Origin of the sequence: Buttiauxella sp. BIGb0552 (assembly GCF_004366275.1) — a bacterium.
GTDB lineage: Bacteria > Pseudomonadota > Gammaproteobacteria > Enterobacterales > Enterobacteriaceae > Buttiauxella > Buttiauxella gaviniae.
This window is the reverse complement of sequence record NZ_SODY01000010.1, coordinates 66865-80909: the sequence shown is the minus strand read 5'-3', so window position 1 is coordinate 80909 and position 14045 is coordinate 66865. Positions and strand designations below refer to the sequence as shown.

Below are 14045 nucleotides of genomic sequence, written 5' to 3'. Positions count from 1 at the left end.
GGTTATTATGTATTCACCATCAGCTATTCCGGATACCCAGCAGGCGCTGTTTTTGGTGGCGAAAGAGACGCTGGCGTTGCAAACCACCGCCGTGCCACAACCGCAGGCGGGGGAGGTGTTGCTCAAAATCGGCTCGGTTGGCGTGTGCGGTTCGGACAAACATTTCTATTTTGACGGACGCTGCGGTAGCGAAATTATCACTGAACCGATGATCATGGGCCATGAATTTGGCGGCACGATTGTGGCGGTGGGGAAAGGGGTGAGCGCCGCTCGCGTGGGTCAGCGCGTCTCGGTGGACCCGCTGGTGCCGTGTGGTCACTGCCCACATTGCCTTCGCGGCGATTACAATATTTGCCCGACGCAGCAATTTTTCGGCGTTCCGGGAACTTACGGCGCAATGCAGCAATACCTTTGTGTCCCGGCAAGAAACGCGCATGCAATTAGCGATGCCATCAGTGACCATGCGGCGGCGATGGTTGAGACTATTTCAGTGGCGCTCGCGGGGGTACAAAAAGGCCGGGTGCAGTTGGGATCGCGGGTGTTGATCACCGGCGGCGGGCCTGTGGGGTTATTCGCCGTGCAGGTGGCGAAAGCTTTTGGGGCGACGGAAGTGGTGCTTGTCGAACCGCAGGATGGTCGTCGCCAGATTGCTCACGGGCTGGGGGCTGAAACGTTGCGGGATCTTGCGGACAACGATCGGCAATACGATGTGCTGCTGGAATGTACCGGGGTGCAGTCAGTGCGTCACGATGCTTGCCTGCATGTGGTTTCGGGCGGACGGGCGATAATCATTGGCGTGGGCGAGCCTGTGGGGGGCTTTCCGATGTCGGCGGTCATCGAACGGGAAGTCACTATTCATGGCGTGATGCGTTATAAATTTACCTGGCCTGCGGTGATCGCAGCACTCGAAGCGCAGAAGCTGAATGCAGATATTCTGATAAGCCGCAGCCTGCCATTACGGCGTGCGCAGGAAGCATGGACGCAACCTATTGTTAATGAAATAAAAACCATGATTGACGTGAATGGCTAGTTGATAAGAAGACAAAACCCTACAAAAATGTGGGGTTCTGTCTTTTTTACCCGCCCATTACCCGGAGGTTTTTCAGTAATAGGCGGGTGGTTTTGATTTAACGAAGTTGTGAGGCAATCAGCGGCCAGCGGATATCAAAATCAACGGTCGGTAGATAGCGGAATTCACTTCGCACAAAACGCGACAACGTCCCTTCGCAAAATGCCAGAAGCTGGCTTGCTAGCAGCGATTCATCGGTAACAAACCCTTCGCCTTCACGCATCTTCTTTTCTCGCATCACCTGGCGCAATTGCACTTCAATACGCTCAAAGAGCTGGTTGATGCGGCCTTGCAAGCGGTCTTGTTCAAACATCAAAGCATGGCCGGTGAGAATACGTGTAAGACCAGGGTTGCGTTCGCCAAACCCGAGAATCAGTAGAACAATCAAACGTAACCGAGAGTGTGTGTCTTTCTCATCTTTCAAAATGAGATTGATACGGGTAATTAGACTGTCTTCAATAAACTCGATAAGACTATCGAACATCTTCGTTTTGCTAGGAAAATGTCGATAAAGGGCAGCTTCGGAAACGCCAACAGTCGCCGCGAGCTTAGCGGTGGTAATTCGTTGGCTTCCATCACTGGATTCAAGCATTTGGGCCAGAGACTGAAGTATTTCTTCGCGACGATTCCGTTTCGCAGCTTGTTTTTCTGCCATGTTCTAAAATACCCCTGAAATAACGCACTTGTCAGGCAAGTAGCCACACAGCGCTCGCAAACTTAAAGTTTGCGGTTTTTTCACATTTTTTACGCTGTGGGGTTACGTTTATAAACGAAGTTACTGGCGACCAGAATGGCCGAAACCGCCTTCGCCTCGGTCACTGGAGTCGAAATCTTCAACCAGATTGAATTCAGCTTGAACGACAGGCACAAACACCATTTGTGCAATGCGTTCGCCGGGTTCGATGGTGAAGTGGTCTTGTCCACGGTTCCACACGGAAACCATTAACTGACCCTGGTAATCGGAGTCTATCAGCCCGACAAGATTGCCTAACACTACGCCATGCTTATGACCAAGTCCTGAACGAGGCAGAATGACGGCCGCCAGAGACGGATCAGCGATATGGATAGCCAGCCCGGTTGGAATAAGCTTGGTTACACCAGGAGCAAGCTCTACGGCCTCATCCAGACAGGCACGTAGGTCAAGACCTGCGGAGCCAGAAGTTGCATAAGTCGGCAGTGGGAACTGTTGGCCAACGCGTGGGTCCAGAATCTTAACGTCGATTTTTTTCATCATAACGGGTAACTATCTCGTTCAGTAAAAGATGGCCAAGGAGTTCCTTACGCTCAAGAGGTAAGACTTTATCTCCATCCTGCCAGAAAAGGTGCAATGCATTGTTTTCGCTGTTAAATCCCTGACCTTCTTGTGAAACATCGTTCGCACAAATCAGATCGAGGTTTTTACTCACGCGTTTTTGCCTGGCGTATTCTTCCACATTATTTGTTTCGGCGGCAAACCCAACAACATAAGGACGATGAGTTAAAAGTGCTGCGACACCGGCGACAATATCCGGGTTTTTTATCATTTTTATTGTGATTTCATCGCCTTGCTTTTTGATTTTTTCTTCAGCAACTGCGGCGGCACGATAGTCTGCAACAGCCGCACAGCCAACAAAAATTTGCTGCCCCTGGACATGTTGTTGAACCGTGGCTTCCATTTCGAGGGCCGTGGTGACATCAATGCGTTTTACCCATGGTGGGGTTGGCAAAGAAACAGGGCCAGAAATTAATGTCACATTTGCACCACGTGTTGCCGCTGCAGCCGCAATTGCGAAGCCCATTTTTCCCGAGCTATCGTTGGTGATGTAACGCACCGGGTCCAGGCGTTCACGAGTTGGGCCTGCGGTAATCATGACATTAAGATGTTGCAGATCTTTGATGACAGTAAAATGTTGCGCGGCCATCTCAACAATCGCTAATGGGTCGAGCATACGGCCAGGACCGATATCGCCACAGGCTTGGCTGCCGCTATCAGGCCCCCAGATCAATAGGCCGCGCGTAGATAAAACCTCAAGATTGTGCTGAGTTGCTGTAGCCCGATACATTTGTTGGTTCATGGCTGGCAAAACGGCAACGGGTGCGGGTGTCGCAAGGCAAATTGTGCTTACCAGGTCATTTGCCATCCCTGCGGTAATGCGAGCAATTAAATCAGCTGTCGCTGGTGCAAGAATAACTAAATCAGCCCATTTGCCTAATTCGATATGCCCCATAGCCGCTTCTGCTGCGGGATCTAACAAGCTATCTGATACGGGATAACCTGAAACGGCTTGTAAACTCAGTGGTGTAATAAAGGCTTTGGCGGCCTCAGTCATTACTACCCGAACCTCAGCGCCGCGTTCGCGCAGACGGCGTACCAGTTCTGGCGTTTTGTAAGCAGCGATACCGCCACTCACACCCAGAACAATTTTTTTGCCAGCAAGCCCAATCATGATTTTTCCACCAGAAGTCACAGTCATCTAAATATTTTACCACACTCATTCGGTATCGACTTTTTGCAGTTTGCGAGACATCCCGCATGGAGAATATCTGCGAGTCGTGTGCATTGCTCGAGTTGTGCTAAATAGTAATAACGAAGGGCAGGGAGGTTCTGATGGACGAATCATTGAGGCAAGACAAAGCGGATATGCCGCGGGAAAAGCTTTTGAAATTTGGGGCTAGCTCATTATCTGATGTGGAATTACTGGCACTTTTTTTACGCACTGGCTGCAGAAACATGAATGTCATGGTATTTGCGCAAAGCATACTGCATCAGTTTGGGTCGTTAAGTCGGCTGCTGTCGGCTGATTATTCGCAATTTAAGGATGTGAAAGGTATTGGGAGCGCAAAATACACCCAGTTGAATGCCATTGCTGAGCTGGCGAGGCGTTATTACTATTCGCGAGGTGTTGAGGAGCTAACGCTCAAGGGGCCTGATTCCGTAAGGGATTTCATCCAAAGCCAACTGACCACTGCAGAGCGTGAGATCTTTATGGTTATTTTTTTGGATAATCAGCATCGGGTGATTAAACATTGCCCTATGTTTTCGGGAACATTGAACCATGTTGAGGTTCATCCGAGAGAAATTGTGCGTGAAGCGATGAAATCCAATGCAGCGGCGTTAATACTCGCGCATAATCACCCGTCTGGTCGAGCAGAACCGAGTAAAGCTGATCGTGTTATTACTGAACGTATCGTAAAAGCTTGCCTGTTTATGGAAATTCGAGTGCTCGATCACCTTGTTATTGGCCGTGGAGAGTACGTTTCTTTTGCCGAACGTGGGTGGATTTAAGACGAATTGCGCGATCCTTGGGGATCTTTGTCTGTTCGGGACTTGAGCACATGCGTTAGGCAGCGTATACTACGCCACCTTTGAGAATCTCGGGTTTTGGCATTATGCGCCTGGAACTGTGGTTCACATTGAACCGCCAGGGACCAGGCTTGCGGCCTGACGAGGCGCCATAACCCTATACGAAGCTCGAGCTAATTTGATTTTTGGAGAATAGACATGTCCCGAGTCTGCCAAGTTACTGGCAAGCGTCCGGTGACCGGTAATAACCGTTCCCACGCAATGAACGCGACCAAACGCCGTTTCCTGCCGAACCTGCACTCTCACCGTTTTTGGGTTGAGAGCGAGAAGCGTTTTGTCACACTGCGTGTATCTGCTAAAGGTATGCGTGTAATTGATAAGAAGGGTATCGAAACGGTCTTGGCCGATATGCGTACCCGTGGCGAGAAGTACTAAGAGGAACTAAGTCATGGCTAAAGGTGTTCGCGAGAAGATCAAGCTGGTTTCTTCTGCTGGTACTGGTCACTTCTATACCACCACGAAGAACAAGCGTACTAAACCGGAAAAATTGGAATTGAAAAAATTCGATCCAGTTGTCCGTCAACACGTACTGTACAAAGAAGCTAAAATTAAATAATTTTAGTGTCTTTGATGAAAACCTCGCTTCGGCGGGGTTTTTTTGTTTTAGGACTTAGAGTGCGGAGGATTTATGCCCGAGTTACCTGAAGTAGAAACCAGCCGACGTGGTATAGAGCCACATCTGGTTGGTGAAACCATCTTGCATGCTGTCGTGCGTAATGGTCGACTGCGTTGGCCTGTCTCTGATGAAATCCATGCTCTGAGTGATAAACCCGTTTTAAGTGTGCAGCGTCGCGCTAAATACTTGCTGCTCGAACTTCCCGATGGCTGGATTATTATCCATCTTGGCATGTCGGGTAGCCTGCGCATTCTTCCTGAAGATTATCCTGCTGAAAAACACGATCACGTCGATTTGGTGATGAGTAACGGCAAAGTCCTGCGCTATACAGATCCACGCCGCTTTGGTGCGTGGCTGTGGGCGAAAGAGCTTGAAGGTAGCAATGTGCTGGCACATCTTGGCCCAGAGCCACTGAGCGACGAGTTTTCGGCTGATTATCTGCGCGAGAAATCAGCGAAAAAGAAAATCGCCATTAAACCGTGGCTAATGGATAACAAGCTTGTGGTGGGAGTGGGTAATATTTACGCCAGCGAATCGCTGTTTGCTGCGGGGATCCATCCGGATAGAGCTGCGCAGTCATTGTCTCAAACAGAATGTGATTTACTGGTTAAGACGATTAAAGCAGTGCTGCTTCGCTCGATTGAGCAAGGTGGTACGACACTTAAAGATTTTCTGCAGTCTGATGGTAAGCCAGGCTATTTCGCTCAGGAATTACAGGTTTACGGACGGGCAGGTGAACCATGCAGGGTTTGTGGTGCACCAATTATTATCAGCAAGCATGGACAGCGCAGTACTTTTTATTGCCGCCACTGCCAGCATTAATTATCACCCGTCATCATGCAACTCGAATGCTATTGGGGCTGATTGATTTTTTTCAGTAACGCTTTGCAAACTGCTTTCGGCAGGAAGTGTGCAACATCACCATGATGGCGGGCGACTTCTTTTACCAGCGATGAAGAGACAAAAGACCAGTCCTTCGACGGCATCAGAAACACGCTTTCAAGCTCAGGCATTAAGTGGCGGTTCATATGAGCCAGCTGCATCTCATACTCAAAATCTGCCGCTGTACGTAGCCCACGGACCAGGACATTCGCCTGCTGGGTCTTCGCAAAGTTCGCCATCAGATCGCTAAACCCAACCACTTCAACATTCGGCAAATGTGCTGTAACACCTTGCGCGAGCTGAACTCTTTCTTCCAGTGTGAAGAGGGTTTTTTTATGTGGGCTGTTCGCAATCGCCAGAATCAGAGTATCGAACATCATCGCACCGCGAGTCACGATGTCCAGATGACCATTGGTAATGGGATCAAACGTGCCCGGGTAAATCGCTCGGGTGGTCATAGAGGTTTGTTTTCCGTGTAGCTTTGATTCAGTGCCCAGAGTTCAGCGTACTTGTTAAACGTGTATTGTGCATTGACGACCGCAAGTAACCAGCCCTGCTTCCCATCGAGAAAACCAGCACGCAACAACAGAGTTTTACAAAATGCTCCGAAGGTGTGACCAAAAATACCTGCAATAGAGACTCGTTTGCCGCGTTGATGACGCTCTTGCGCCCAAGCGGTCGCATAATTTAACTGTTTGCGTTGGAAGCTTGCGAAATCACGGCAGGTCAAATGGAGCAAATCCCCTTTAAGTGGGACAACTTTTGCGCCGGGTGCTTCTAGAGATTCATGAACCTGATTGTCATTATAGCTATAGCGCGAACGGGCATAGAGGCGAGTCACACGATCGGGATACCAACCGCTGTGGCGCATAAAGCGTCCGAGGAATAGGTTGCGGCGTGCAATGCTGTAAACAGTATCTTGCTGAGGATTTTCTAGTACCGCTTTGAGTGTGCTGGCCAGTTCGGGTGTGACGCGCTCATCGGTATCGATCATCAAAATATAATCGTGGCTGGCGTAGCTCTGTGCGAGCTGACGTTGTTTGCCAAAGCCCTGCCAGTCTTCATTAATGAAAACCTTTGCACCTGCCTGAAGGGCTATCTCGACGGTAGAATCGGTACTTCCTGAATCCAGCAACACCACCTCATCTGCCCATGAAACTGAAGCCAGGCATTCTGGCAATACGTCTGCCGCATTTTTAGCGATCATCACGACGGACAAACGATTGGGCATTAATGGCTCCGTTGCGGCAGATACGGTTGCAGTAATTGTAGCAAGCGCTGCAGTGCGCCTTGATTCTGGTGAAGCACTTCAACTGCATGGCGACCGTAGTAAAGACGATAATCTTCATCAGTCAGCAAAGTGGTGATTTCATTGACCAATGAGTTGGCATCGGTGACGGTAATCAGCCCATCAGCATTCTGCAATCTGGCGCAAATGTCTTTGAAATTGAAGGTGTGCGGGCCCATTAAGACCGGAATTGCATGAGCAGACGGTTCCAGCGGGTTATGGCCTCCACGCTCAACCAGGCTGCCGCCAACAAAGGCGAGATCGGCAATCCCGTACAGCATCATCAGTTCGCCCATCGTATCGCCAATCACCACTTGCGTGCTGTTGGACGGTTTTTCTCCGCTGCTGCGCATGATGTAACTGAAACCAGCTTTCTGAGCCATATCCCGTGCGTCTTTAAAGCGTTCCGGATGGCGCGGGACAAGAATGAGTAATAAATCAGGGAATTTGGCCAGCAACTGGCGGTGGGCATCAAGAATGATGCTCTCTTCGCCATCATGGGTGCTGGTAGCAATCCAGACTTTGCGATGCGGGGCCCACTGGCGGCGTAACGTAATCGCGCGCGCGGCAAGCTCTGGAGTCACAGAGATATCAAATTTTAGGCTGCCGGTTACAGTCAGTTGCGAGCGTTTCAATCCTAGTTCGATGAAACGTCCGCCATCTTCTTCATTCTGCGCGGCGATGAGGGTAATTTTGCTCATCAGACGGCGCGTAAATTTACCCAGTTTTTTATATCCATTTGCCGAACGGGCAGAGAGACGGGCATTGGCAATGACCAACGGGATTTTACGCTTATGTAATTCGTTGATCATGTTTGGCCACAGCTCGGTTTCCATCACGATGACCAATTTCGGGCGCACGGTGTTGAAAAAGCGCTTCATGGCGCAGGGGAGATCGTAAGGCAAATAGACGTGATGCACGTTTTGCCCAAACGCCGACTGAGCACGTTCAGAGCCGGTAGGGGTCATCGTGGTGACGGTAATCGGAATCGTTGGGTAACGATGGCGTAGTGCTCGCACCAACGGAATTGCCGCCAGTGTCTCACCTACCGAAACTGAATGCAGAAGAATACCATCGGGCTCCACTTTTCCACGGCAATAACCGTAGCGTTCCGCCCAGCGTTTACGATACGCGGGAGCTTTACGGCTACGGAGTAATAGTCGCAGCCACACAAGGGGCTGGATAAGGTAGAACAGGGCGGTATACAACGATTCCAAGCGAATTTTCCGTATTTTCATTATCGGCGGGCAAATTCTAAGCATTCGGGAGGCTTAAAGCTATTGTTTTGGTAACTTCACGAAGGCATTGCTTAGTATTCGGAGCAGTTTGTGTCGTGTTGCAAAAATGACGGGTAGTAAGCACTACCCGTAAAAGAAATGTTTCTCAACCAGGTACTCGTGTTGCTTTCTTCAGTTTTAGATAACGACGACCCAAGCGCCAGCGCAGGCGGAAGCCGCGGGCATTTTTCCAGATAAGGCGCCAGATACCGCGATCAAAAAACTCCTGGATGATCATCTTCTTTTTATGCGGATCTTTCATGCTGTTGAAAGTATGCAGTATTCCAAGGCCTTCTTTTGCAATTTGCCAGTTGCAGGCTGGAATGTTTTTGACGGCTTCAGGATAGCGCTGGTTAATAGCATCCAGCATCTCCAGAATTTTCATGTAATGGCGAGCGGAGCGGATCAGCGTGTCATCAGTATCAGGTTTGTGGGAAACCGAGGCTGAATGAATGTAGTAATCGTAGTATTGCTCGTCAGTATATTGAACACGTTCTGCGGCTAGTAACACTTCTGTTGTCCACGGAATGTCCTGGTGGCGCAAACCTGGCTCAAACGTAAACCCATGTTCGCGAATAAAATCATGGCGATAGAGGTTTAGCCAAGTAACGTGCAGAAATTTGCGTGAATCCAGTGCGCGTTTCAGCCATTGTGGACCACTCAGTACATCGGTGGACTGAAGTTTATCCTGCGGGAAAATAGGGCGTGAAGGTTTCTTATTATTTTCATAGACGTAATTACCATTACAGGTGACAACATCCAGGTTATTTTTCAGCGCTAAATCAAGAAGATGGCGGTACATGCCAGGTTTAAAGTCGTCATCAATGTCCGGGAAGGAAAGGTATTGGCCAGTAGCCACTGCCAGTCCTGTATTACGTGCAATAGAAACGCCTTGGTTTTCCTGCTCCAGAACTTTCATGCCGGGGAATTTGCTGCGCCATGCTTCAATTATCGCCATCGAGCCATCGGTTGAACCATCGTTCACCATAATGACTTCCATGCTGCTGATATTCTGAGCTTCAAGGCAGGCAAAAAATTTGGCCAAGAAAAGTTCGCCGTTATAAACAGCAACGACAACGCTAAGAAGTGGACGTAGGTTTTGTGGCATAAAATTACCTGAAAATTTCGTTATCTTTCTTCTGCCGCCAGCGACAAGTACTGCTGGCAGATGGCACCAATGCTATAAGATTCAATCTTCGTGGAGTCGATAATCGGTGGATTGTTATAAATATCCAGCATGGTATTCGCAAGTTCCTGAGCCGTCATACCAGAAAGACCGCGAGCTAGTCCCTCTGTGAGAATTTCTGCAGGCCCACCCGGGCAGTACGTACTGACTGCTGGTGTCTGGCAAATCAGAGCTTCTACTAATACGTTACCAAACCCTTCGCAATCTGAACTCAACAGCAGCATGCGTGCATTGGCAATCCACGGATAAGGATTAGGAACGAATGATTTGATAATGACGCGGTCAGCAACGCCTGCGGCAGCAGCCATCGCTTTAATCTCGGCAATGCGTTCTTCACTACCGCTGCCCATCAAGACTAATGGAACCTGAATCTTACTAAGCGCGTAGGCATTGATGAGTCGATCATGGCGCTTATGTTCATGGAAACGCCCAACATGAATGAGATAATCCTGCCCCGCCATCTCACATGGCTCTTTCGCGCGTAAATGAATCCCGTCAATGTCGAATGGGTTATGTATGACGGAGCTGCGGGAAAGCGTGATGTCGAAACCCTGAGTAATATCTTGCAGCACCGCTTTAGATACGGCGACGACGTTACTGTTCTGATAAACACTTTGAATTTTTTTGCGTTTTAGCCAGCGGGAGAAGCCATGACGATGTTGGAGATACGAGAAAGAGAACATGCCATGCACGCAATACCAAAGCTTTTCACGCGGTATAGATTTTGTGTGGGCAACAATGCGATCGGTTTTATGCAGATGCGAAAAGATGAGGTCAAATTTCCCTTTTTTCTGCGCTTGTTCAACTGCGCTATCGAGCAGCGCTGCACGGCGAGATAGTTCAGTTAGTTTACGCCAGGGTTTTCTACAGGTATCCAGAATGACTTGATAATCAACGCCCTCAGGGAGGTCATAGTCACAGACACTGCGCAGAGAAAATACGGAAACCTGATGGCCCATGCCCACCAAACCTTGCGATAAGGTTAGAACGGTCTTTTCAGCACCGCCGCCAGGTAAACCATCAATAACCATTAGGATACGCATCATCTAATCCAGTATGTTTTGATACAGCGAAATAAGCTGCTGTGAAAGTTTTTCCGGTGTCGCATCCCTGACTCGTTCACGAGCAAATATCCCCATACTTTCATCAACAAAGCGCGATGGTATTGCCATTACCGCTTCTGACAATCGTGGGATATCGAGTGCATCACAAACGTATCCATTTTGTCCGGTTGTAATAAATTCAGCACCACCACAGGTGTGCGAAGTAATAACCGGTAAACCACATGCCATTGCTTCAAGTATCACATTAGGGAATGGATCATATAGCGTTGGCAGTAATAGTCCATCAACAGCTTGATAGAAAGGCAGTGTGTTTTTCTGCATCCCCATAAACCGCACTCGGTTCTGGCACCCCAAAGATTGTGCCAGTTCTTGGTACTGTTTATCGGCTTTATCCTGTCCGACAACGACAAGATAGCGATCGGTATTCGCAATGGCTCTTATCGCACTGGCAAGCCCTTTGCGCTCAAATCCCGATCCTACAAAGACCAGCGTCACCGCATTTTGCGGGATGGTCATTTCATTACGTAACTTAGCTCTCAATTCATCATTTGCTGGAACGAAGCGGGAGGAGTCAATGGCATTATAGATGACATGTATCTTGTTAGCAGGTATAGAGAAATCTTCGATGATTTCTTGCTTCACCATTTCTGCATTGCAGATTACGGCTTTTAGCTCAGGAGCCTGGTACATAGCTCTTTCAGCTTGCATGACATAGCGGTGGTATCTGTCCATAAATAACCACTTTCCACGCCATGTCGGTAAAATTCTGGCTCGCTGCATTAACCAGCGTCGATGAACGCCATCACCAGCCCGATAAATATCACACCCTGCGATGCGCTCATGACTCTGAACAATATCGAAATTTTCACGTTGCCAAAGTTTCCTGGCCGCATCAGCAAAACCTTTTTCACGGCTGATTCGCCCAAGCTTCATTGGGTCACATATATGAATATGCCAGTTATCCTGGCGTTCGCCTTCCCACTGCCGGGTGATAACGTTGAGTTCCATGTCATGGGCACTTAATGCTTCAAGCGCACGTGAAACGAAACGCTCGGCACCTCCATCCGGGCGATATTTTTGGCGGACGATTGCCAGACGGCAGTGCTTCATAACAACTGTTTCCTTGCGGCGGCTACAACGACATTAACCGGAATGGCATCGAGATAACGTTCTTTCGTATTGGTATCAATCTTGTCTGGATCGGGAAGTTCACCGAAGTTACCAGCCCAGATAACGTCACCGACGACATCCCACGGGCTCCAGAATCTCAATTTTGACGGGCCAAATAATGCGATGCAGGGCGTTCTTAACGCAGCAGCCATATGCATTGGCACTGAATCTACGCCAATAAACAGGCGAGCATGATCAATGAGCGCGGCTAATTGTCGCAGGGTTAATTCACCTGCGAGGGAATAAATGCGTTCTGGCGGGCATAATGCGCGGATTTTCTCAATCATCGCTTTTTCATTCTTATCGGGACCGGAAGTCAAAATAAGAGAATGACCGTCATTTTGTAGCGCTGTGATAGTTTGCGCCATTTTGCTCTCATCCCAGCATTTGAAGAACCAGCGGGATGTAGGCTGCACCACGATAAATGAACCTTCCACACCTTTGGTTTGCAGCGTAGCTTGCACGGTTTGCCAGTCTTCAGGCTGGTAACTCATCGTCACACTGCGACATTCAGAGATACCAAGCGGAGCAAGGATGGATAAATTTTGTTCAACGGTATGCAGAGTCTGATGGTGGGCTACCGATGCAAGTTGAGTATGGCAATTGCGCCAGAACCACCCGCGACGTTTATTGAAATCGAAACCGATACGTGAAGGGGCGCCGGTGAAACGAGTCACAATAGCACTACGCCACTGATCGGCAAGGTTGATGACCAAAGTGTATTTTTGCTCGCGCAGCGTTTTGAGTAACTGCCATTCTTTGCATAAATGCTGGCGAGTACCGAGTTTTCGCCACTTACGGTCAATGCCATAAATACGATGAATGAATGGATGAGCTGCCAGCATATCGCGTGTTTCTTCATACAGCAGTACATCAATTTCTGCCTGTGGCCATGCCTGATGTAATGAGTTGATCACTGGGGTGGTGAGCAGCATGTCACCATGATGGCGCAACTTTATTAGTAGAATGCGAGCAGGTGGCTCGCTTGCGAGAGAATTCAAGGCGTTATTCATTATCATCTTTAGGTGATCAACCAGAGGGTGATTCTAATAGACCTTGAGTATGGTTGCTACATTTGTGCTCAGAAGTCAGAAATTTGAACGTAAGCGGTTTGCCCTAATCAGACAGGCTGCGTAACATGATGTAAACCTCGTGTTAGCTCAGAGACGGAAATGACTAAACCAGCATTCATCATTACTATTGATACCGAAGGCGATAATCTGTGGCAAAACCACCGGCAAATCAAAACTGAGAATGCCCGTTTTTTACCTCGTTTCCAGGCATTATGTGAGAAATATGGTTTTAAACCGGTTTGGCTGACAAATTATGAAATGGCTATCGACCCGGATTACATCGAATTTGCTAAGGATGTAATTGCTCGTGGCCAGGGTGAAGTTGGCATGCATTTACATGCATGGAATAGCCCACCTGATTATGACTTAACCGGTGATGACTGGCGCTGGCAGCCTTATCTGATTGAGTATCCTGATGAGGTCCTACGCGAGAAGGTGGTTTATATGACCACTCTATTGGAAGAAACTTTTGGCACAAAAATGATCAGCCATCGTGCCGGGCGTTGGGCATTTGATAGCCGTTACGCCAAACTTTTGGTGGAATTGGGTTATAAGGTGGATTGTTCAGTGACCCCAAGGGTTAACTGGCGAAATGCTAAAGGGGCCCCAACAGGCAATGGCGGAACGGATTATCAACATTTTCCGACCCAGGCTTATTTCATGGATCTGGAAAATATTAGCCAGCCCGGTAACTCTACGCTGCTTGAAGTCCCGATGAGCATTCAATATAAGCACAGCCCATTAATGAATAGCTTTAAACAGAGCTATGACCGGCTTCGTGGAAAATATCGTAGTCCTTCCGTTAATTGGTTGCGCCCATCGGGTGGTAACGCCGCACAAATGATAGCGGTTGCGGAAAAAACATTAGCTGAGGGTAATGACTACGTTGAATTTATGCTCCATTCCTCGGAGTTTATGCCGGGTGGTAGCCCTACATTTAAGAATGAAGCAGATATTGAGCAGTTATATCAGGATTTAGAAACGTTATTTTCCTGGCTTGCTGAAAGAACGGTGGGGATGACGCTGGCAGAGTATTATGACGCAAAAAAAGCCGGATAAAATCCGGCTTTTTCGTTC

General features: G+C 48.7%; 16 protein-coding genes. 6 read left to right on the top strand and 10 right to left on the bottom strand.

Translation table 11 applies throughout. The features are described from left to right. Positions 1-7: 7 nt before the first annotated feature. Positions 8-1030 (top strand): alcohol dehydrogenase catalytic domain-containing protein, encoded by a 1023-nt coding sequence (locus EDF88_RS23375; RefSeq protein ID WP_134187683.1) that lies wholly within the window; start codon positions 8-10, stop codon positions 1028-1030. A 97-nt stretch (positions 1031-1127) separates the two neighbouring features. Here the strand turns inward: EDF88_RS23375 and slmA are convergent, their stop codons facing one another. From slmA to coaBC, 3 genes are all read right to left on the bottom strand, one after another. Continuing rightward, positions 1128-1724 (bottom strand): nucleoid occlusion factor SlmA, encoded by a 597-nt coding sequence (gene slmA, locus EDF88_RS23370; RefSeq protein ID WP_134187681.1) that lies wholly within the window; start codon positions 1722-1724, stop codon positions 1128-1130. Between the two features lie 120 nt (positions 1725-1844). Next, positions 1845-2303, bottom strand: a complete 459-nt coding sequence (dut, locus tag EDF88_RS23365) for a dUTP diphosphatase (RefSeq protein ID WP_064514998.1) — start codon at positions 2301-2303, stop codon at positions 1845-1847. Next, positions 2281-3492 (bottom strand): bifunctional phosphopantothenoylcysteine decarboxylase/phosphopantothenate--cysteine ligase CoaBC, encoded by a 1212-nt coding sequence (coaBC, locus tag EDF88_RS23360; protein ID WP_134187726.1) that lies wholly within the window; start codon positions 3490-3492, stop codon positions 2281-2283. The genes dut and coaBC overlap by 23 nt, the downstream gene beginning before the upstream one ends. A gap of 164 nt (positions 3493-3656) precedes the next feature. Here coaBC and radC point away from each other — a divergent pair, with 164 nt between their 5' ends. From radC to mutM, 4 genes are all read left to right on the top strand, one after another. Then, a complete protein-coding gene (gene radC / locus EDF88_RS23355) occupies positions 3657-4334 on the top strand; it encodes a DNA repair protein RadC (RefSeq protein WP_208326171.1) in 678 nt (225 codons plus the stop codon). Positions 4335-4550: 216 nt separating this feature from the next. Then, positions 4551-4787 (top strand): 50S ribosomal protein L28, encoded by a 237-nt coding sequence (gene rpmB / locus EDF88_RS23350; protein ID WP_034461465.1) that lies wholly within the window; start codon positions 4551-4553, stop codon positions 4785-4787. A gap of 13 nt (positions 4788-4800) precedes the next feature. Next, positions 4801-4968: a 50S ribosomal protein L33 gene (gene rpmG, locus EDF88_RS23345; RefSeq protein ID WP_002208990.1), complete on the top strand. Its 168-nt coding sequence runs from the start codon at positions 4801-4803 to the stop codon at positions 4966-4968. A 72-nt stretch (positions 4969-5040) separates the two neighbouring features. Next, positions 5041-5850, top strand: coding sequence for a bifunctional DNA-formamidopyrimidine glycosylase/DNA-(apurinic or apyrimidinic site) lyase (gene mutM / locus EDF88_RS23340; RefSeq protein ID WP_064515004.1), 810 nt, complete (start codon positions 5041-5043; stop codon positions 5848-5850). 29 nt (positions 5851-5879) lie between these two features. On the opposite strand, the gene coaD is transcribed toward mutM, so the two are convergent. The 7 genes from coaD to rfaQ all read right to left on the bottom strand — a co-directional run bounded on the left by coaD (position 5880) and on the right by rfaQ (position 12914). Further along, a complete protein-coding gene (coaD, locus tag EDF88_RS23335) occupies positions 5880-6368 on the bottom strand; it encodes a pantetheine-phosphate adenylyltransferase (protein ID WP_064515006.1) in 489 nt (162 codons plus the stop codon). Further along, positions 6365-7141 (bottom strand): glycosyltransferase family 2 protein, encoded by a 777-nt coding sequence (locus EDF88_RS23330; RefSeq protein WP_134187679.1) that lies wholly within the window; start codon positions 7139-7141, stop codon positions 6365-6367. Before EDF88_RS23330 ends, coaD begins: the two co-directional genes overlap by 4 nt. Next, positions 7141-8415, bottom strand: a complete 1275-nt coding sequence (gene waaA / locus EDF88_RS23325) for a lipid IV(A) 3-deoxy-D-manno-octulosonic acid transferase (protein WP_064515010.1) — start codon at positions 8413-8415, stop codon at positions 7141-7143. The genes EDF88_RS23330 and waaA overlap by 1 nt, the downstream gene beginning before the upstream one ends. Before the next feature lie 166 nt (positions 8416-8581). Next, a complete protein-coding gene (locus EDF88_RS23320; protein WP_134187677.1) occupies positions 8582-9583 on the bottom strand; it encodes a glycosyltransferase in 1002 nt (333 codons plus the stop codon). 20 nt (positions 9584-9603) lie between these two features. After that, complete coding sequence (locus EDF88_RS23315; RefSeq protein WP_134187720.1) at positions 9604-10704, bottom strand: glycosyltransferase; 1101 nt, start codon at positions 10702-10704, stop codon at positions 9604-9606. Between the two features lie 3 nt (positions 10705-10707). After that, the gene (locus EDF88_RS23310; protein WP_134187675.1) at positions 10708-11835 is read right to left on the bottom strand and encodes a glycosyltransferase family 4 protein; all 1128 of its coding nucleotides are present in this window, start codon (positions 11833-11835) and stop codon (positions 10708-10710) included. Beyond that, the gene (rfaQ, locus tag EDF88_RS23305; RefSeq protein ID WP_134187673.1) at positions 11832-12914 is read right to left on the bottom strand and encodes a putative lipopolysaccharide heptosyltransferase III; all 1083 of its coding nucleotides are present in this window, start codon (positions 12912-12914) and stop codon (positions 11832-11834) included. Before rfaQ ends, EDF88_RS23310 begins: the two co-directional genes overlap by 4 nt. 153 nt (positions 12915-13067) lie before the next feature. Here rfaQ and EDF88_RS23300 point away from each other — a divergent pair, with 153 nt between their 5' ends. Beyond that, positions 13068-14027, top strand: coding sequence for a polysaccharide deacetylase family protein (locus EDF88_RS23300; protein ID WP_134187671.1), 960 nt, complete (start codon positions 13068-13070; stop codon positions 14025-14027). The last annotated feature ends 18 nt before the right edge of the window (positions 14028-14045 follow it).